Annotated in this window: 21 protein-coding genes; 8 read left to right on the top strand and 13 right to left on the bottom strand. The window is 70.7% G+C overall.

The window, feature by feature from the left end:
- The first annotated feature begins 69 nt into the window (after positions 1–69).
- Positions 70–777: a DUF899 family protein gene (locus tag AC1DYN_RS12490; RefSeq protein WP_477959868.1), complete on the top strand. Its 708-nt coding sequence runs from the start codon at positions 70–72 to the stop codon at positions 775–777.
- 69 nt (positions 778–846) lie between these two features.
- On the opposite strand, the gene AC1DYN_RS12485 is transcribed toward AC1DYN_RS12490, so the two are convergent.
- Positions 847–2,487: an FAD-binding oxidoreductase gene (locus tag AC1DYN_RS12485; protein ID WP_477959867.1), complete on the bottom strand. Its 1,641-nt coding sequence runs from the start codon at positions 2,485–2,487 to the stop codon at positions 847–849.
- 165 nt (positions 2,488–2,652) lie between these two features.
- Between AC1DYN_RS12485 and AC1DYN_RS12480 the strand changes: the two genes are divergently transcribed.
- Positions 2,653–4,302 carry a diguanylate cyclase domain-containing protein gene (locus tag AC1DYN_RS12480; protein WP_477959865.1) on the top strand — a complete coding sequence of 550 codons (1,650 nt, stop codon included), beginning with the start codon at positions 2,653–2,655 and terminating at the stop codon, positions 4,300–4,302.
- Between the two features lie 9 nt (positions 4,303–4,311).
- Here AC1DYN_RS12480 and AC1DYN_RS12475 read toward each other — a convergent pair whose 3' ends face one another.
- The 5 genes from AC1DYN_RS12475 to AC1DYN_RS12455 all read right to left on the bottom strand — a co-directional run bounded on the left by AC1DYN_RS12475 (position 4,312) and on the right by AC1DYN_RS12455 (position 9,339).
- Complete coding sequence (locus tag AC1DYN_RS12475; RefSeq protein ID WP_477959863.1) at positions 4,312–5,487, bottom strand: hypothetical protein; 1,176 nt, start codon at positions 5,485–5,487, stop codon at positions 4,312–4,314.
- 599 nt (positions 5,488–6,086) lie between these two features.
- Positions 6,087–6,743, bottom strand: coding sequence for a hypothetical protein (locus AC1DYN_RS12470; protein ID WP_477959861.1), 657 nt, complete (start codon positions 6,741–6,743; stop codon positions 6,087–6,089).
- Between the two features lie 119 nt (positions 6,744–6,862).
- Positions 6,863–7,531, bottom strand: coding sequence for a DUF6064 family protein (locus tag AC1DYN_RS12465; protein WP_477959859.1), 669 nt, complete (start codon positions 7,529–7,531; stop codon positions 6,863–6,865).
- Positions 7,532–7,540: 9 nt separating this feature from the next.
- Positions 7,541–8,452, bottom strand: coding sequence for an aldo/keto reductase (locus tag AC1DYN_RS12460; RefSeq protein ID WP_477959857.1), 912 nt, complete (start codon positions 8,450–8,452; stop codon positions 7,541–7,543).
- Positions 8,453–8,481: 29 nt separating this feature from the next.
- The gene (locus AC1DYN_RS12455) at positions 8,482–9,339 is read right to left on the bottom strand and encodes an NmrA family NAD(P)-binding protein (protein WP_477959855.1); all 858 of its coding nucleotides are present in this window, start codon (positions 9,337–9,339) and stop codon (positions 8,482–8,484) included.
- Positions 9,340–9,447: 108 nt separating this feature from the next.
- Between AC1DYN_RS12455 and AC1DYN_RS12450 the strand changes: the two genes are divergently transcribed.
- Positions 9,448–10,398: a LysR family transcriptional regulator gene (locus AC1DYN_RS12450; RefSeq protein WP_477959853.1), complete on the top strand. Its 951-nt coding sequence runs from the start codon at positions 9,448–9,450 to the stop codon at positions 10,396–10,398.
- Here the strand turns inward: AC1DYN_RS12450 and AC1DYN_RS12445 are convergent.
- Entirely contained in the window at positions 10,355–10,774 is a 420-nt protein-coding gene (locus tag AC1DYN_RS12445) for a GFA family protein (protein WP_477959851.1), read from the bottom strand. The genes AC1DYN_RS12450 and AC1DYN_RS12445 overlap by 44 nt on opposite strands.
- Before the next feature lie 101 nt (positions 10,775–10,875).
- Here AC1DYN_RS12445 and AC1DYN_RS12440 point away from each other — a divergent pair, with 101 nt between their 5' ends.
- Genes AC1DYN_RS12440 through AC1DYN_RS12420 form a run of 5 tightly spaced genes read left to right on the top strand, consistent with a single transcriptional unit; the run spans position 10,876 to position 13,670 of the window.
- The gene (locus tag AC1DYN_RS12440; protein ID WP_477959849.1) at positions 10,876–11,202 is read left to right on the top strand and encodes an ArsR/SmtB family transcription factor; all 327 of its coding nucleotides are present in this window, start codon (positions 10,876–10,878) and stop codon (positions 11,200–11,202) included.
- A gap of 27 nt (positions 11,203–11,229) precedes the next feature.
- The gene (locus AC1DYN_RS12435; RefSeq protein WP_477959848.1) at positions 11,230–11,664 is read left to right on the top strand and encodes an ArsI/CadI family heavy metal resistance metalloenzyme; all 435 of its coding nucleotides are present in this window, start codon (positions 11,230–11,232) and stop codon (positions 11,662–11,664) included.
- Positions 11,655–12,311 carry an aquaporin gene (locus AC1DYN_RS12430; protein WP_477959846.1) on the top strand — a complete coding sequence of 219 codons (657 nt, stop codon included), beginning with the start codon at positions 11,655–11,657 and terminating at the stop codon, positions 12,309–12,311. Before AC1DYN_RS12435 ends, AC1DYN_RS12430 begins: the two co-directional genes overlap by 10 nt.
- Complete coding sequence (gene arsN2, locus AC1DYN_RS12425) at positions 12,304–13,137, top strand: arsenic resistance N-acetyltransferase ArsN2 (RefSeq protein ID WP_477959844.1); 834 nt, start codon at positions 12,304–12,306, stop codon at positions 13,135–13,137. The genes AC1DYN_RS12430 and arsN2 overlap by 8 nt, the downstream gene beginning before the upstream one ends.
- Positions 13,134–13,670, top strand: a complete 537-nt coding sequence (locus tag AC1DYN_RS12420; RefSeq protein WP_477959843.1) for an arsinothricin resistance N-acetyltransferase ArsN1 family B — start codon at positions 13,134–13,136, stop codon at positions 13,668–13,670. Before arsN2 ends, AC1DYN_RS12420 begins: the two co-directional genes overlap by 4 nt.
- Positions 13,671–13,721: 51 nt before the next feature.
- On the opposite strand, the gene ypfJ is transcribed toward AC1DYN_RS12420, so the two are convergent.
- The 6 genes from ypfJ to eat form a co-directional block, all read right to left on the bottom strand.
- Positions 13,722–14,600 carry a KPN_02809 family neutral zinc metallopeptidase gene (gene ypfJ, locus AC1DYN_RS12415; protein ID WP_477959842.1) on the bottom strand — a complete coding sequence of 293 codons (879 nt, stop codon included), beginning with the start codon at positions 14,598–14,600 and terminating at the stop codon, positions 13,722–13,724.
- Between the two features lie 45 nt (positions 14,601–14,645).
- A complete protein-coding gene (locus AC1DYN_RS12410; protein ID WP_477959841.1) occupies positions 14,646–14,924 on the bottom strand; it encodes a hypothetical protein in 279 nt (92 codons plus the stop codon).
- A gap of 102 nt (positions 14,925–15,026) precedes the next feature.
- Complete coding sequence (dcd, locus tag AC1DYN_RS12405) at positions 15,027–15,596, bottom strand: dCTP deaminase (protein WP_477959840.1); 570 nt, start codon at positions 15,594–15,596, stop codon at positions 15,027–15,029.
- Positions 15,593–16,396 carry an ethanolamine ammonia-lyase subunit EutC gene (gene eutC / locus AC1DYN_RS12400; RefSeq protein ID WP_477959838.1) on the bottom strand — a complete coding sequence of 268 codons (804 nt, stop codon included), beginning with the start codon at positions 16,394–16,396 and terminating at the stop codon, positions 15,593–15,595. Before eutC ends, dcd begins: the two co-directional genes overlap by 4 nt.
- Positions 16,393–17,799, bottom strand: a complete 1,407-nt coding sequence (locus AC1DYN_RS12395) for an ethanolamine ammonia-lyase subunit EutB (RefSeq protein ID WP_477959836.1) — start codon at positions 17,797–17,799, stop codon at positions 16,393–16,395. The genes eutC and AC1DYN_RS12395 overlap by 4 nt, the downstream gene beginning before the upstream one ends.
- A 16-nt stretch (positions 17,800–17,815) precedes the next feature.
- Positions 17,816–19,019: ethanolamine permease (eat, locus tag AC1DYN_RS12390; RefSeq protein ID WP_477959834.1), on the bottom strand; the 1,204-nt coding region annotated here is incomplete at its 5' end.

Here is a 19,019-nt window from a genome sequence, read left to right as displayed (position 1 = left end):
GTCGAGACAGGGTCTTGCAAGCTATCCCAAAATTGCGGACCCATCGATCCACCACGCATGGAGGCACGGATGACGGAACCTCACGCCTTGAAGCCCGCGCAAGAACTGGCGCAATCGAAGCGGCGTTTCCCGAACGAGAGCGCCGACTACCGCCGGGCGCGCAATGCGCTGCTGGCCGAGGAGATCGAGCTGCGCCGGCACATCGAGCGCGTGGCGGCGCAGCGGCGCGCGCTGCCGCCGGGCGGCGAGGTGCCGCGCGACTACGCGTTCGTCGGCGAGGCCGGGCCGGTGACGCTGTCGCAGCTGTTCGGCCCGCACGACACGCTGATCACCTACAACTGGATGTACGGGCCGAAGCGGGCGGCATCGTGCCCGATGTGCACCTGCATGCTGGGCGCGCTGGACGGCGAGATCCCGGACCTGCGGCAGCAGGTGGCGATCGCGATCATCGCGCGCTCGCCGATCGAGCGGCTCGTGGCCTTCAAGAAGGAGCGCGGCTGGCGCCACCTGCCGGTCTACTCGTCGGGCGGCAACACCTTCAACCGCGACGATGCGGATGAGGACCCGGAGACGGATGCCGACAATGCGGGCTTCAACGTCTTCGTGCGGCGCGGCGGGAAGATCGTGCACTTCTACGGCGACGAGATGGGGCCGCAGAGCGCGGACCCGGGGCAAGATCCGCGGGGCGCGCCGGACATCATGCCGATCTGGACGCTGCTCGATTTGACGCCGCGGGGAAGGGCGCCGGATTGGTACCCAGAGCTTTCGTATTCTTGACTCACAGATCCCGGATTGCCATCCGGGCTACGGGAATTCGTAGCCCGGATGCCAATCCGGGGGCCCCGTCTACCGAGTCGCGGCGAGCACCTCGGCCGCGGTCCAGGCCCCGTCGTACACGATCGGCTGGTCGATCCACTGCTGCAGCCACGGCGGCAGCACGATCACCGGCCCGACGCCGCCGCCCGACGGCATCAGCGGCTTCACCTCCTGCGCAAAGCGGAAGGCATGCGCCGGGTCGTACTTGGTCTTCACCGCATACAGCCCCGCCTGCGCATCCGCCCAGTACGCCGCCGCATAGTTCGGCTCGTCCAGCCGCGGGTAGTTCTGGTAGATCTCGCCGTTCCACGTCGGCGCCATCAGGTCCATCCAGCCGAGCAGGAAATCCTGCGATGCCGCGCGATGCGCCTCGTCGAACCAGAACACGTCGAGCACCGCGTTGAAGGCCGACGCGCGGTGCACGAAGGCATTCAGCTGCGGCGCCTGCGCATTGATCGCGCCGCCGTAGAACTCCATGTAGAAGTAGGTCAGCGTGTTGGGCGCGGTGACGAAGTAATCGAGCAGGCCGCGCCATTCGCCGGCCGCGAGCTGCCGCGTGACATAGCGCGAGGCCTTGTCCTCGTACGGCATCGGGCTGTCCGGCGGCAGGCAGGGCATGCCGTAGGGCACGTTGAGCAGCGCCTTGTTGAGGTTGTAGTAGCTGTCCATCTGCGTCCACTGCGTGATCGCGCCCGGCAGGTCGCACAGCGGCTGGATCGCCGCCTGCCCGGCCGCCTGCGTGCCGACGTAGAGGCCGCGCACCATCAGGTACGGGTACTGCGGCGCCGTCGGCGGCAGGCCGCCCTGCGTGCCCGGCTGGTAGCACAGCGACACCTGGATGTTCAGCGCCTGCGGCAGGCTGGCCAGCATGTAGCTCGACTGCAGCGCCATCAGCGCGCCGGTCGCGTTCTCGAAATCGGTCTCGGTCTGCAGCGGCCAGATCAGCGCCCAGCCGAACACCTGGCCCAGCGGGCGCAGCTGGTAGCGCACCGTCAGCAGCACGCCGAAGTTGCCGCCGGTGCCGCCGCGCATCGCCCACCACAGGTCGGTGTTGGCGCTGGGACTGGCGGTGACGACGCGGCCGTCGGCCAGCATCACCCGCATGTCGAGCACGTTGTCGCAGCTCATGCCGAAGGTGACCGACGTGAAGCCGTAGCCGCCGCCCTGCAGGTAACCGCCGACGCACACGTCCTGGCACTCGCCGCCCGGCACGTGCAGGCCGGCCTGGTCGAGCGCAAGGTCGAGCTTGCTGAACGGGCAGCCGGTGCCGACCGTCGCGGTCTGGCCGGTGGTGTCGATCGTCACGTCGTTCAGCGCGCTGACGTCGATCAGCACGCCGTAGCCGGCCGAGAAGCCGGCCGTGCAGTGGCCCCCGGAGCGCACCGTGAAGGGCAGGATCACGTCCTGCGCCAGCGCCAGCGCGATCGCGACGTCGCTCTCGACGGCGCAGTAGACGATGGCGATCGGGAAGGCGTTGAAGACCGGGTTGAAGAGCTGGCGGTCGGCGTCGTAGTCGGCACTGCCGGGCAGCACGATGTGGCCCTGCAGCCCGGCCTGCGCCGCCTTCAGCCGGTCTTTCGGCAGCTTCTCGAACAGGGCGTCGTCGAGCGCATCCCAGTGCTGGAACAAGGCCTGGTCGCGGCGGTGCTTGCGGGTGATGATGTGCGGCATGCAGGAGGGCTGCGCAGTGAGGTCGCGGCAGCGTAGGCCATCGATCCGCAGGATGCAAGGCGCGCATTCGCCAAAGTTCGCACATTGAATGCGGGCCAGTTTCCGCTAGGATCGGCGTCGCACTCACCCGGCACAACCACGGGGCACAACCCTTCGAGCCAGCGCATGAGATCTGCACCGCCCCGGGATTCCGGGGCTTCACCGCGACGCCGATCCCCGGCCCGGCCCTCGCCCGACGAGGCGCTGGCAGCCGCCTGGGCCGCGCTCGACGACGGCCACGTGCAGGCGGCGCGCGACATCGTCCAATCGGTGCTCAAGAACGCGCAGGGCGTCGATCTCCACGTCGAGGCGCGCGCGCTGTCCTGCCTGGCCCACTGCGACCGTGTCACGTCGCGCCTGCGCCGAGCCGCCGAGACCAGCCGCCGCGCCGCCCAGCTGTTCGAGCAGCTGGGCGACGTGCAGGGCGAGGCCAACGCGCTGACCACCCTCACCCACGTGTGCATGCTGCTCGGCCGCAACGACGAGGCGGTGGAGGCCGCGCTGCTGTGCGTGCGCCTGTGCGAGAAGCTGCCGCCGCAGGCGCAGACCGTGCTCGCGCACAACTGCCTGGGCCTCGCGTATTCATGGAGCGGCGACCACGACCGGGGCGATGCCTCGCTGGAGCGCGCCGTCGAGGCCGCGCAGCGCTGCGTGCCGCCGGTCAGCATCTACCAGCCGCGGCTCAACCAGGTGTGGATCGAGGCCTCGCGGCTGCTCGACGAGCGCTACCAGACCGGCCGCATCAAGAGCCTCGCGCGCATGGAGGCGCTGCTGGCCGAATGCCATGCGCTCGAGCGCGACGGCAACGGCCTCGCGGTGCTGCCCGGCTTGCAGTCCATGGCCCGGACGATCTCGCATGCGTCGACCGGGTTGCTGGCGACCTGGCAGGGGGATTTCGAGCTCGCGAAGCCGTCGATCGACGCCGCGGCGCGCTCGTTGACCGGCGTGATGACCTGGCTGGATTCGTTCGTGCGCTGGTGTGCCGCCGAGCTGGCCTGGGCGCAGCACGACTGGGACACGGCCGAGCGGGAGCTGATCGAGATGCGCGAGATGGCGCTGGCCGTCGAGCACGAGCAGCTGGCCTGCCAGGCGCACCTGGTGCTGGCGCAGGTGTTCGAGCTGCAGGGCAAGCACGAGCAGGCGCAGCACGAGCACCGCGCGCTGCGCCGCCGCGAGCGCCGCGTGGTGGCCGAGGGCATGAGCAGCCGCGAGTCGCTGGTGTCGTGGCAGCTGGGCGCGCGCCAGAGCGAGCGCCACCTGCAGCAGGCGCTGGTGGCATCGAAGCAGTTCGAGCGCTGGTCGCTGGAAGACGCGCTGACCGGCCTCGCGAACCGGCGCCACGTCGAGCAGCAGCTGGCCGAGCGGCTGCAGGGCCTGCAGGCGCAGCACAGCCCGCTGGCGGTGGCGATGGTGGACGTCGACAAGTTCAAGTCGGTCAACGACCGCTTCACGCACAGCGTCGGCGACCGGGTGCTGAAGACGGTGGCGGCGATCATGGCGTCGCAGGTGCGCGAGCACGACCTGCCGGCGCGCTGGGCCGGCGACGAGTTCGTCATCCTGTTCGGCCACACGAGCGAGGAAGAGGCGCGGCCGATCTGCGAGCGCATCCGCGCCGCGGTGTCAGGCTTCGACTGGGAATCGGTGGCGCCGGGGCTGCGCATGTCGGTCAGCATCGGGCTGGCCGAGGCGCGCGAGGGCGACACGATCGAGACGGTGCTGCATCGCAGCGACACGTCGATGTACCGGGCGAAGGCGGTGGAGTCGACGCACGCGTGAGCGTGGGCCTCAGATCGCGGCCAGCTCCGCCACCTGCTGTTGCCGCGCCACGCCGCGGCGTGCGCCGCCATCCAGCTCGAAGATGTCGAACCCATTGGTGAACACGACACCGCCGCCCGCCCGCAGCGCATAGCTCGCGACGTGCGACGCGATCACCTGCGGCTGCGCCCCGGCCCGGTCGATGCAGATCAACTCCCAGTCGCGCGGCACCAGGTTGCCGGCGTACTTCGGGTCGCCTTTCACCTTCGACAGCTCGATCATCCGGCCGTGCAGCCAGAGCTTTCCCAGGTCCTGGTCGAGCTCCGGCGTGCGCGGCCCGCCGGCCGAGCGCAGCGGCTCCTTGCCGTACACCATCGAGAAGAAGTTGAGGTAGCCGAACACCGCCTTGAGCAGGCGGAACGGCATCAGCAGCAGGTCGGACAGGGCCGTGCCGGCGCGCTCGCGCGGCGGCTTCTCGGCCGGCCGGCGGATCGCATAGAGGCGGCCTTGCGCATCCATGCGCGGTGCGACGAAATCGTGGCGCTTGTCGTCGAGCAGCACCTCGAGCTGGCCGCTGCCGTAGTCGAGCATGTGCACGCAGGCATGCGCCAGCGCGACGATCTGGCCCGATTGCGGATGCCGCGCGAGGCCGCTCGACTGGTAGACCACCGTCTTCGACCGGCCCGGCACCAGCGCCGGCGCGGCATCCATGCAGTCGCCGTCGGTGACGGCGCCGCGGCGGTTGCCGTCCTCGTCGTAGATCTCCAGGTGCGCCGTTCCGTCGGCATTGCGCGACGCGATGACCAGGCGCTTGTCGGCGGCGTCGAACGCGAAGCCCTGGCAATCCCAGCCGGTGCGGTGGAAGAGACGCACCTCGCGGTCTTCGGCCAGGTGGCGGCGGAACACGCCGCGCGTCTCGCCGACGGCCAGCACGTAGTACAGCGTGTCGTCATCGCCGCCGCGGCAGGCGTGCAGGAAGCGCACCTGCATCGCGCCGTCGTCGCTGCCGCCGCGCTTGCCCCACAGGCTCGCGCTCGGGATCACGCCGCTCTGCTCGTCGCGCGGCGCATGCTTCCAGCCGGTGGTGCGGCGGCTCTGCTGGGCGCGCTCGATCAGTTCCTTCGCGAACGGGGATTCGATCTGCTTGGGTGCAGCGCCATCGGCGTGCAGCCACAACTCGCCATGGGCGATGGACAGCGTTGGCATCGGATTCCCTCCCTCTGGTTTGGTCGACTGCGGCGATGTTAGCGCCGGGCCGCCAGGGGAAGGCCGTGCGCCGGGCCATGTAGGACGGTCCGTCGGCCCCGTTGGTGGTCCACTGGCCGCAGGTGCGGTTGGCGTCGTAGTCGTAGCACCAGGTTTCCGGGATGGTCACCGCGATGCGGGCTGGTGGCTGGTTTCGTACCAGCCGCCGACGAAGTTGCCCCTCGTCCATCCGCGCTTCTGGACAACGATGGGTTCACCGTACTGTCCCCTCGCGCCCGCCCCGAAGCCCACGCTGGTGCCCTTCGACCAGCCCCGGCTGTACCCGCGTGTCCAGTGGAACGGGCAGTCGGTGTTGTTGCTCCAGTCGCAGAAGAGGGTTGGGGGATGGTCCTTGCCGCGCCAGATCGAGTCCTGGAAGGTGGATGACGGTCACCCCTCGCGATGAAGCAGCCGGTCCGTCTGGTTTGCAATCGGAAGTCGAGGTCGGCTCGGAACCCAGCGTACGCGGCAGGTTTCCAGCGCGTCCTGATCGGATCTTGACGATTTGGCGACCATGCCGCGTCCACCGGAGGCGCGGGGCGCTTCTCCAGCGAGATGCCCTACCCGAGCCAGTACCCCACCATCGCCCCGACCCACGCTCCCGCGATGGCCAGGTAGGGCAGGAAGAACGGCAACGGCGCGCGGAGGACCAGCCTCTCCAGCGGCGGCACGAGGACCCACAGCAACTGCAGCCCCGCCAGCCCGTACAGCGGCAGCAATTGCAGCGCAGCGAACTTGCTCGCGAGGACACCGGTGGCCACCGCCAACCCCTGCGTGCGAAGCAGCTGCATGAAAGCGCCCAGCAGCCGCTGCGCCTCGTCCGCCGGGGACAGCGCGCCGCCGAGGATCTGCACGAACCCGCTGCCGAAGTGATGCCACGCCGGCGGCCCGAGCAGCAACAGGCCGATCAACAGCAGGCTGCCCGGCATCGCCGCGATGATGGCGATGCGGGTCGCCGCGCCGCGCCGGTCGAATGCACCGCGCAACTCCGCCGCGCTCGGGTCCGGCTTCGCGATGTCCTGCGCGAGCAGGAAGCGCACCGACGATCCGAGCGGGATCATCAGCACCTCGAACCACCCCAGCGTCAGCAGCACCCGCCCCATCCCCAGCGAGACCCGCTGCACCACCACGCCGAAGGCGCGTGCGACGGCCGCCGCACACAAGCTGCCCGCAAGCGCCAGCCCGGCCCACGCCAGCAGCAGCTTCGCGAAGATCATCGACCGCCCGCCTTCGGATTCCACAGCTTCATGCCGCCCTCCCGCACCCGCGTACGTCGCGATGGCTCCGTCGGGTCTTCGTTCGTTGATCGGTGCGCAGTCGGGTGCGCCGGCCGATTCTAGGGTCGGGGGCGCGTGGCCGCCGCCGCGGCCAGCAGCGCGAGGCCACCGACCACCCAGCCCTGCACCGATCCCAGGGTCCACAGCATCGCGGCGCTGATGGCGCACCACGCAAGCGGCACGATCCACAGCAGGCGCACGAGGCGCCGCGAAGCGGCACCCACCGGCTCGACCAGCAGCAGCCAGGCCAGCGTCGCGAGCGCCGTCGGGTCGGGCGCCAGCCCGAAGAACTCGGCCTGCCGCCACGGCCGACCGAAGGCCAGGCCCAGCAGCGGATGCCCCAGCACCGCCCACAGCCCCAGCGCCACGCCGGCACGGGCGCGCGCCGTGCCGGCGGCTCCGCGCAGCCGGCCCGCGGCGGCCAGCACCAGCAGGCCGCCCCCCTGCACCCCGAAGGCCGCGGCGACGTAGGCCATCGGCCAGTTGATCGGTGCGAAGCGCTGCAGCAGGAAGGCCCAGGCGCTGAAGGCCCAGCACAGCGCGAACAGCACCGCCGCGGCGCGCAGCATCGGCATGCGCGTGCGCACCAGCAGCCAGCCCAGCACGGTGCCGGCCAGCACCCACTGCGCCGGCCACGCCGCGTCATTCAGCGATTCGAACAGCCGCCAGTAGATGCGCGGCGAGAACATCAGGAAGCTCGCCGGCCGGTACGTCCACCATTCGCTCAAGCCGCCTCCTCAGCCGGCCGCCACGCTGCGGGCCATGCGCTCGCGCAGCGCCGCATCGGGCAGGCGACCGCGCCCGGCCGCCATGTTCTGGCGCAGGTGCGCCACCTGGCTGGTGGCGGGGATCGCGCAGGTCACGGCGGGGTGGGCCACGACGAACTTCAGCGCCAGCTGTGCCCAGTGCCCGCAATCGACGTCCGCGGCCCAGGCCGGCAGCTTGCGCGAGGCCAGCGTGTCCAGCAAGGCCCCGCCGCGGAACGGGCGGTTCACGAGCACCGCGATGCCGCGCTCCTGCGCGAGCGGCAGGATGCGCCGCTCCACCTCGCGGTCGACCAGGTTGTAGGTGACCTGGATGAAGTCGATCGGCTGCGTGCGCATCACCTGTTCGAGCTCGGCATGGCGCCGCCCCTCGGACGTCGTGATGCCGACGTAGCGCAGCCGGCCCGCGGCCTTCATCTCGAACAGCCGCGGCAGGTGCTCCTGCCACGACAGCAGGTTGTGCACCTGCATCAGGTCGAAGCGCGGCACGCCCCAGAAGTTGCGCGACGCCTCCATCTGCGCCGCGCCGCGGCCGGCATCGCCGATCCACACCTTCTCGGCCGAGAACAGCGCGGCCGGCCGCCCCAGCTGGGCCACCGCATGGCCGATGGTGGGCTGCGACGAGCCGTACATCGGCGACGAATCGATCAGCCGGCCGCCTTCGGCGAAGAAGGCCCGCACGACCTCGGTGCAGGCATCGCGCGCGCCGCGGTCGGTGCCGACGTTGAAGCTGATCCAGCTGCCCAGGCCGATCACCGGCAGCGGCTCGCCGCTCGACGGGATGCGGCGCGCCAACGCAGCCTCGGCGCGCGCCGGCAAGGCCGCTGCGGCGGCCAGCGCCGCCAGACATTCCCTGCGCGTCAGTCTGTGCGTGAAGCCGACCATGGTGGCGCCGAGAATACCCCGGCGCGCATTCAGGCGAGCAACTGCGCGATCACCTCCGCGAGGCCCACGCGGCCTTTCAAGCGCGTGGTCTCGTCACCTTCGAAACGGATCCAGCCCTCGTTGAAGCCGTCCAGCATCCGGATGCGCGGCAACGGATTGCGCATGCCCTGCGCGCGGAACAGGGCTTCCCAGCCGTCGCGCGGTACCGCCTCGGCGCGCACCGGCCGCTGCAGCGCCTGCGCCAGCGCGGCGGCGATGTCGCTCGGGCTCACCGCCCGCGGCCCCTCGAGCTCGACGATGCGCGCCCCCGGTCCGTCCTGCAGCAGCAGCTCGGCGGCGACACGGCCGACGTCCGCCGTGGCCACCATCGGCACCGCCCTGTCCAGGGGCTGGAGGAAGGACGGGATCACGCCGTGCTCGCGCGCCGGCGCGATGTCCCAGGCCAGGTTCTCGAGGAACCATGCCGGGCGCAGGAAGGTCACCGGCAGCGGCAACGCCGACAAGGCCTCTTCCATCAGCGTGCGCTGGCTCAGCAGGTTGGATTGCGCGGCCTGTGCGCCGACGGTGGACAGGCACAGCACCCTCGTCGGACGCGCCGCTTCCAATGCCTGGCGCACCGCGGCGATCACCGCCCGCGCCTCGGCGAAACCGGGCGCCGGGTCGAACACCGGCGGCGGCAGGATGAAGGCGCTGGACGTGCCGGCGAACGCGCGCGCCAGCGCCGCCGCGTCCGACATGTCGGCGACGGCGACCTCGCAGCCGAGCTCGGACCAGGCGCGGCCCTTGGCGGCATCGCGCACGACGGCGCGAACGCGCTGGCCGCGGGACAACAGGTGGCGCGCGACGGCGCCCCCGACCTTGCCGGTGATTCCGGTGATGGCATGCATGACGAAACTCCTGGGTTCAACGTGGAGCGAATGCTAGGAAGCGGACCGCATTGAGTAAAGGTGTCCGGCGGCATATCATTCATGACACTGCATCACGAATAGCCCACCATGACCCTCGATGGACGACTGATCTCGAACGTCGGCGTGCTCGCCGCGGTGGTCGAAGGCGGCAGCTTCGCGCGCGCGTCCGAGGCGCTGGGCATCACGCCTTCGGGCGTGAGCCGCGCGATCGCCCGGCTGGAGGCGCGCATCGGCGTGCGCCTGCTCGACCGCACCACCCGTTCGCTGAACCTGACCGACGAAGGGCGCGAGCTCTACGCCAACATCAACCCGCTGGTGCTGGGCATCGAGGATGCGGTCACGCGCACCAGCGGCTCATCCGGCGCGGTGCAGGGGCGTTTGCGCGTCAACACCGATGCGTTCACGTCGCGCCTGCTGCTGGCGCCGCACCTGCCGCGCCTGCTGGCGCTTCACCCGCAGCTGTCGCTCGAGCTGATCGCGCGCGACCAGCTGGGCGACCTGGTCGGCGAAGGCTTCGACATCGCGGTGCGTTTCGGCGAACCGCCGAGTTCGTCGCTGGTGGCGCGCAAGCTGCTCGACAGCCGCATCGTCACGGTCGCGTCGCCCGCCTACCTGAAGCGCCACGGACGGCCCGGCAAGCCGGCCGAGCTGGCCGGCCACGCCTGCATCCAGGTGCGCAACCCGCTCACCGGCCAGCCCTTCGCATGGGAATTCCAGCGCGGCCGCAAGCAGGTCCAGGTGCCGACCCAGGGCCGCCTGACGCTCACCGACCCCGGCACGCTGCTCGCCACCGTGCTGGCCGGCGCGGGCATCGCGCAGATCAAGGCAATCGGCATCCAGCAGCAGCTCGATGCCGGGCAGCTGGTCGACCTGTTCCCCGACTGGCCCGACGAGCGCTTCCCGCTGTATGCGCTCTACCCGTCGCGCCACCTGCCGGCGGCGAAGGTGCGGGCCTTCATCGAATTCGTCGTCGAGGTGCTGGGCGCCGGCGAGCTCAGTCGACCACATGCCCCTCGTACTGCGGCAGGTCGTCGGTGATCGTGAACCACGGCGCCTTCGAGCCGACGAAGATGTGGCAGCCCGGCCGGATGGACGGGTCGTCGACCAGGCTGCCCATCGTCACGTGCAGCCACTCGCCCTCGCGCACCCGCGAGTAGAGGAACGAGCCGCAGGCGCGGCAGCGGGCATCGTGGCCGCGTTCGTCGCCGATGATCATCAGCCGGTCGGCGCCCTGCACGACCGCCAACTTCCCGTGCGGGATCCCGGCGGTGGGCTTGAAGGCCGAGCCCGTCGCCTGGCGGCAGCGCGAGCAGTGGCAGTTGAGCGCGTAGACGAACTCGTCGGCCACGCGGTACTGCACGGCCCCGCACTGGCATTGCCCACGCAGCTGGCGGGCGCTTTCGGTTGGCGACATGGTCACGGCATTCCCCTCTCTGCACTTCGGCAGCCATCGGACGCGCGGATCGTAGCGCCTTGCCGCTTGCGCTCTTTCCATATTTCCACTATTCTCGATTCATGGAAGAACAAGACGTCATCAAATCCCTTGCGGCGCTGGCCCACCCGGTGCGCCTGAAGGTGTTCCGGGCGCTGGTGGTCACCGGCGCCAGCGGCCTGACGCCGGGCTCGATGGCCGAGGCGCTGGAGATGCCGCAGAACACGCTGTCGTTCCACCTGAAGGAGCTGGCGAACGCCGGGCTGGTGACGCAGGAGCGCTCGAGCCGCAACATCGTCTACCGCGCCGCCTACGACCGCATGAATGCCTTGCTCGGCTACCTGACCGAGAACTGCTGTGCCGGCGCCGAATGCGCCCTTCCGTCCACCGCGGCCGCCTGCGGCTGCTGATGCCCCCCCCTGACCGGAGCCCCTGCCATGAAGCGTTTCCATGTCCATGCCCACGTTGCCGACCTGCAGGCATCGATCGCCTTCTACTCGAAGATGTTTGCCGCCGCGCCGACGCGCGTCGAGGCCGACTATGCGAAGTGGATGATCGAGGATCCACGCATCAACTTCGCGATCAGCACGCGCGGCGGCACGCCCGGGGTCGACCACCTCGGCATCCAGGCCGACAGCGAGGAAGAACTGGTCGCGCTGAAGGCGCAGGCCGAGGCCGCCGACATGACGCTGCTGGACGTCGGCGAAACCAGCTGCTGCTATGCGCGCAGCGACAAGTACTGGCTGACCGATCCGCAGGGCATCGCATGGGAGCAGTTCCACACGCTGGGCAACATCCCCGTGTTCAGCGAGAAGGCGCCCCAGGGCAAGCCGGTCGGCATTCCCGTCAAGGCCGCCTCGTCGTGCTGTTGAGGCGCTTGCTGGCCGAGAGCCTGGGCACCGCTCTGCTGCTGGCCATCGTGATCGGCTCGGGCGTGATGGCCGAGCGGCTGGCCGGCGGCAACGCGGCGGTCGCGCTGCTGGCCAACACGCTGGCCACCGTCGGCGGGCTGTACGTGCTGATCGAACTGTTCGGCCCGCTCAGCGGCGCGCATTTCAACCCGGCGGTGTCGCTGGTGATGGCGGCACGCGGCGCGCTGCCGCGCAGTGCCCTCCTCCCCTACGTCGCGGTGCAGCTGGCCGGCGCGGTGCTCGGCGCCTGGCTGGTGCATGCCATGTTCGAGATGAACCTGCTCCAATGGTCGTCGCGCGTGCGCAGCGGCCAGGGCCAGTGGATCGCCGAGACGGTGGCGACCGCCGGCCTGCTTCTGGTGATCCTGCGCGCCCCGGCCGCGCGCGTCGCCGCGATGGTCGCGGCCTACATCGGCGCCGCCTACTTCTTCACCGCATCGACCAGCTTCGCCAACCCGGCCGCCACGGTCGGCCGCATGTTCAGCGACAGCTTCGCCGGCATCGCGCCGGCCAGCGCGCCGGGCTTCATCGCTGCCCAGCTGCTGGGCGCCGGCCTCGCGCTGGGTGTCGATCGCCTGCTGCCCCCACCCGAGCCCCGCCATGCCTGACATCACCATCTTCCACAACCCCGCCTGCGGCACCTCGCGCAACACGCTGGCGCTGATCCGCCACGCCGGCATCGAGCCGACGGTCGTCGAGTACCTGAAGACGCCGCCGACCGCGGCGATGCTGCGGGCGCTGGCCGCGGCGACCGGCCAGCCGCTGCGCGCGCTGCTGCGCGAGAAGGGCACGCCGTATGCCGAGCTCGGCCTCGGCGACCCGGCCCTGGGCGACGACCAACTGCTCGAGGCCATTGGCCGGCACCCGATCCTGTTGAACCGCCCGATCGTCGTCACGCCGCGCGGCACGCGGCTGTGCCGGCCGTCCGAGGCCGTGCTCGCACTGTTGCCGACCGGGCCGCTGCCCCCTTTCACGAAGGAAGATGGCGAGGTGGTCATCGACACCGGCGTGCGCCGCGCGTTCGCCGGCGACTGGCCGGCCATCGAGGCGCTGCTGTCGTCGAACGGACTGCCACTGGCCGGCGCAAGGGAGCACCTGGATTCCTTCGTCGTCGCGCTGGAAGACGGCTCTGTGATCGGCTGCGCGGCGCTGGAGGCGCACGGCGGCTTCGGGCTGCTGCGATCCGTCGCCGTCGACCCCGCCCACCGCTCGCGCGGCGTGGCGCAGCGGCTGGTGGCGCAGCTGCGCGCGGCCGCCCATGCGGCGCGGCTGCATGCGCTCTACCTGCTGACCACGACGGCAGCGCCGTACTTCGAAGGCCTCGGCTTCGTGCGCATCGAGCGGGCGCTGGCGCCCGCGGCGCTGCAGCAGTCCGCCGAGTTCCAGGGCGCCTGTCCGGGCTCGGCGGTCCTGATGCGGCTGGAAACGCCGTGAAGACGCTGCGCATCGCCACGCCCGACGACGCCGAGGCCGTGCGTGCGATCTACGCACCGGTCGTCGCCGCCAGCACGATCTCGTTCGAGCTGGAACCACCATCCGTGCCGGAGATGCGCTCGCGCATCACGGCCACCCTCGCGACGCTGCCGTGGCTGGTCTCGCTCGACGCCGCGGGCCAGGTCGACGGATTCGCCTACGCCGGCCGGCATCGCGAACGGCCGGCGTACGCGTGGGCCGCCGACACCACCGTCTACGTGCGCGAGGACGCCCGCGGCCAGCGCGTCGGGACGCGGCTTTACGCCGAACTGTTCAGCCATCTCTCGGCACTGGGCTACCACCAGGCTTTCGCCGGCATCGCGCTGCCGAATGCCGCCAGCGTCGCGCTGCACGAATCGGCCGGCTTCGTGCCCGTGGGCGTGTTCCGGGAGGTCGGGTTCAAGTTCGGCGCCTGGCGCGACGTCGGCTGGTGGCAGCGGCGCCTGGGCGACGGCGTGCCGCCAGGCCCGCCCGGCGTGTTCAGGGCCGCCTGACGCGACGGCCGACGATCCCGGCACAAGCCCCGAGGGTCCCGAGCCTGGAGGCTACAGCTGCCGCGCCTCGAAGGTGTTGCACTGGTCGACGCTGCCGGTCTGGAAGCCGCGCTTGAACCAGCTGACGCGCTGCGCGCTGGTGCCGTGCGTGAAGGTCTCGGGCACCACGGTGCCCTGCGACTTGCGCTGCAGCGTGTCGTCGCCGATCTGCGTCGCGGCATTCAGCGCCTCTTCGACGTCGCCCTGCTCCAGCACCTGGCGCGCGGCCTGCGCGTCGTGCGCCCAGATGCCGGCGAAGCAATCCGCCTGCAGTTCGAGGCGCACGCTCAGCGCGTTCTGCTGCGCCTCGCTGACGCGCCCGCGCATCGCGTCGACCTTGCCGCTGATGCCCATCAGGTTCTGCACGTGGTGGCCGACCTCGTGCGCGATCACGTAGGCCTGCGCGAAATCGCCGGGCGCGCCCAGGCGGGTGCGCATGGTCTCGTAGAAGCTCAGGTCGATGTAGACCTTCTGGTCGCCCGGGCAGTAGAACGGGCCCATCGCGGCCTGGCCGCGGCCGCAGGCGGTGGGCTCGCTGCCGCGGAACAGGCGCAGCTTCGGCTCGCGGTAGGTGCCGCCCATCTCCTTGAACTTGGCGCGCCAGACGTCTTCGGTGTCGGCCAGCACGACCGAGACGAAGCGGGCCATCTTGTCTTCGGCCGGCGGCTTGCCGGCCGGGGCCTGCTGCTGCGTCGGGGCGGCGCCGCCGCCGCTCAGCAGGCTGAGCACGGTGAGCGGGTTGACGCCGAAGATCCAGCCGGCCACCAGCGCGATGGCCACCGAGCCGAGCCCGATGCTGCGGCCGCCGAAGCCGCCGCCGCCGCCACCACCCCCGCCGCTGCCGCGCGCGTCTTCAACGTTGTCGCTCTCGCGGTTGCCTTCCCACTTCATGGCGCTTCCCCCGGCTGGTGGCTGGAGGGGCCATGGTAGCCCCCATCAATGCAAATCGGTATCGGTGGCGAGGTACTGGCCGAACAGCTGCAACGCGAGCCGCTGCAGGTCGGCATCGGTGCTGCCGTGCGCGATGGCGATGCGCTCGTAGGCATAGGGGCGGTCGTACATCATGCGGGCGATGTTGACCGGCAGCGCCTCGCGTGCCATCAGCGAGCGAAAGCTCGCCAGCGCCCGGAGGTCGCCGACCAACGGCTGCTGGCGCAGGCCTGCGGGAGGCGGCGGGAGTTCGGACGGGGCAGAGGATTCCGAGGGAGCCGGCATGAGACCTCCATGCATCCCGGCGCGAAAGCGGCGCCGTGCTGCACACGATAGCCACGCCGGCGGCACGGAATCGCGGGAATTGACACCCCGCGGCAGCTCAGATCACGTCTTCGGGAGGGTGACGCCGGTCTGGCCCTGGTACTTGCCGCCGCGGTCCTTGTAGCTGGTCTCGCAGACCTCGTCGCTCTCGAAGAACAGCACCTGCGCACAGCCCTCGCCGGCGTAGATCTTGGCCGGCAGCGGCGTCGTGTTGCTGAACTCGAGCGTCACGTAGCCCTCCCATTCGGGCTCGAAGGGGGTCACGTTGACGATGATCCCGCAACGCGCGTAGGTGCTCTTGCCGAGGCAGATCGTCAGCACGCTGCGCGGGATGCGGAAGTATTCGACGGTGCGCGCCAGCGCGAAGCTGTTGGGCGGGATCACGCAGACGTCGGCGTTGATGTCGACGAAGCTCTTCTCGTCGAAGGCCTTCGGGTCGACCACCGTGCTGTAGATGTTGGTGAAGACCTTGAATTCGGGTGCGCAACGGATGTCGTAGCCGTAGCTGCTGGTGCCGTAGCTGACGATCTTGTGGCCGTCGGCGGCAAAGCGCACCTGGCCGGGCTCGAACGGCTCGATCATCCCGTGCTGCTCGGCCATGCGGCGGATCCACTTGTCGCTCTTGATGCTCATGGGGTGTCCCTGGAAAGAGCCGACATTCTAGAAGCCGTGGCAGGGAGTCCCGGATTGACATCCGGGCTACGGTCTTTCAAATGCACGCCGCTCAGCTGCAGCCGCTGCGCCTCCCGCACCAGCCACACCAGCTTGCGCGCCGCCGCGGCGTACGGCAGCCCCTCGGGGCGCACGTTCGAGATGCAATTGCGCTCGGCATCGCTGCGCCCGCGGCGCGGCGCCCAGGTGAGGTAGATGCCCAGGCTGTCCGGCGAGCTGAGCCCCGGCCGTTCGCCGATCAGCATCACCAGCAGCCGCGCCCGCAGCAGCTCACCGACCGGGTCGCCGAGCGCGACGCGCGCCTGCCGCGCCACCACCACCGGGCCGAAGCGCCAGCCGGGTGGCGCCTGCGCGCGGATCTCGGCGACCAGCGGCGCCGCGTGCCGGCTCACCGCCAGCGACGACAGCCCGTCGCCCACCACCAGCTGCACGTCGAACCCGCCCGCTGCCTCGGCCAGCCGCGCCGCCGAGGCCTCGTCCAGGCGCCGCCCCAGGTCGGGACGCAGCAGGTAGGTCGGGCGGTCGGGCGCCGCGCTGTGCACCTGCAGCGTCGGCCAGCCGGCCTGTTGCAGCGCCGCGCACAGCGCGTCGACGTCCAGCGGCACGTGCACCGCGTCGCGCGCCTGCGCGTGCGCGAAGCCGAAGCGCAGCACCTCCTCGGTCGGCAGGCTGACGCCGCTGCGGCCCAGCGCGACGCGCGCCGCGGTGTGCTGGCGCAGCGCGCCCCACGGGTCTTGCGTGATCGCGTCCCTGGCCGTCATGCCGCCAGCCTCGGCAGGTCCAGGCGCTCGATCAGGCTGTGCCCCGCGGCAATCGGCAGCACGCGCCCGTCGCCGTCGGTGATGTGCATCTTCTGCAGCCAGGCCTCGAACTCGGGCGCGCGCTGCAGCCCGAGCAGCTCGCGCAGGTACAGCGCATCGTGGAACGAGGTGCTCTGGTAGTTGAGCATGATGTCGTCGGCGCCCGGCACGCCCATGATGAAGCTGAGCCCGGCGGCGCCGAGCAGCGTCATCAGCGTGTCCATGTCGTCCGAATCGGCCTCGGCATGGTTGGTGTAGCAGACGTCGCAGCCCAGCGGCAGCCCCATCAGCTTGCCGCAGAAGTGGTCTTCGAGCCCGGCGCGGATGATCTGCTTGCCGTCGTACAGGTACTCCGGGCCGATGAAGCCGACCACGGTGTTGGTCAGCAGCGGCGAGAAGGCCCGCGCCACCGCGTAGGCGCGCGCCTCGCAGGTCTGCTGGTCGACGCCGTGGTGGGCGTCGGCCGACAGCGCCGAGCCCTGCCCGGTCTCGAAATACATCACGTTGGCCTCGGCCGGGTCGCCCACCGTCGCGCGCTTCAGCGACAGCGCGGCGGCGCGCGCCTCGCGCAGCAGCGCCAGGTCGATGCCGAAGCTGGCGTTGGCCTTCTGCGTGCCGGCCACCGACTGGAACACCAGGTCGACCGGCGCGCCGGCCTCGATCGCCTGCACCGTGTTGGTGACGTGGGTCAGGATGCAGGACTGCGTGGGGATCTCGAAGCGGCGGATCAGCTCGTCCAGCAGGTGCAGCAGGTCGACCAGCGCCGGCATGCTGTCGCTGGCCGGGTTGATGCCGATCACCGCATCGCCGGCGCCGTAGAGCAGCCCGTCGAGCATCGAGACCGCGATGCCGCGCGGGCTGTCGGTCGGGTGGTTCGGCTGCAGCCGCACCGACAGCCGCCCGGGCAGCCCGATGGTGTTGCGAAAGCGCGTGACGACACGGCACTTGCGCGCCGCGAGGATCAGGTCCTGGTTGCGCATCAGCTTGCTGACCGCGGCCGCCATCTCCGGCGTGACGCCGGCGCGCACGCGGGCCAGTGCCGCTTCGTCGGCCTGCTCCGACAGCAGCCAATCGCGAAAGCCGCCCACCGTCAGGTGCGAGATCTCCGAGAAGGCCGCGCGGTCGTGCGTGTCGACGATCAGCCGCGTGACCTCGTCGTCTTCGTACGGGACCAGCGCTTCGTCGAGGAAGCGCTGCAGCGGCAGGTCGGCCAGGCACATGCGCGCGGCCATGCGTTCGGCGGCGCTGCCGGCGGCGATGCCGGCCAGCTGGTCGCCCGAGCGCGCCGGCGTGGCGCGCGCCATCACCGCCTTCAGGTCGGCGAACTGCCAGGTCTGCGTGCCGATGCGGTGGCGGTAGGCCATGCGGGAAGCGTCCTCATCACCCCTGGGCTGCGAGCGCCGCGGCGCGCCGCTCGCGTCCGCTGAACAGGAAGACGACGCCGGCCAGGAGCATCAGGCCGGCGAAGATCAGCGAGAGCAAGGTGTTGTACCAGACCATCGCGACCAGGCACAGCACGGCCAGCGCCAGCGCGATGGCCGGGAACAGCGGGTAGCCGATGGCGGGGAACGGGCGGGCCAGGTCGGGCTCCTTGCGGCGCAGCCGGAACAGGCTGAGCATGGACATGATGTACATCACGATGGCGCCGAACACCGACATCGTGACGATGTTGGCTGTGAGCGTCTGCCCGCCGAACGAGAACAGCTCGTCGCTGAAGATGGCGGCGATGCCGATGACCCCGCCGGCCAGCACCGCGCGGTGCGGCGTGCCGAAACGCGGGTGGATCGCGGCGAGCCAGGCCGGCAGGTAGCCGGCGCGGGCCAGCGCGAACATCTGGCGCGAGTAGCCGAGGATGATGCCGTGGAACGAGGCGACGAGGCCGAACAACCCGATCCACACCAGCATGTGCAGCCAGCCGCTGTGTTCGCCGACGACGGCCTTCATGGCCTGCGGCAGCGGGTCGTTGATGTTGGACAGCGTGCGCCAGTCGCCGACGCCGCCGGCGAACACCATCACGCCCAGTGCCAGCAGCACCAGCGTCGCGATGCCGGCGATGTAGGCGATCGGGATGGTGCGGCGCGGGTCTTTCGCCTCTTCGGCGGCCATCGCGACGCCTTCGATCGCGAGGAAGAACCAGATCGCGAACGGGATCGCCGCGAACATGCCCGACAGCGCGAGCGGGCTGAAGCTGTCCTGCCCGGCCCAGCCGTGGGCGACGAAGTTGGCCACCGAGAAGCCCGGCGCGACCACGCCCATGAAGACCAGCAGCTCGAAGATCGCGAGCACGGTGACGATCAGCTCGAAGGTGGCGGCGGTGCGCACGCCGACGATGTTGAGCGCCATGAACACGACGTAGGCGCCGCAGGCCATCAGCTTGGGGCTGACGGCCGGGAACTGCACCTGCAGGTAGGCGCCGATGGCCATCGCGATGGCCGGGGGCGCGAACACGAACTCGATCAGCGTCGCGAAGCCGGCGATGCAGCCGCCGACGGGGCCGAAGGCGCGGGTGGCGTAGGCGAAGGGGCCGCCGGCATTGGGGATGGCGGTGGTCAGCTCGGTGAAGCTGAAGATGAAGGTGGTGTAC

This window comes from Rhizobacter sp. P2_D12 (assembly GCF_056404395.1).
This window is presented reverse-complemented; position numbering and strand designations above follow the sequence as displayed.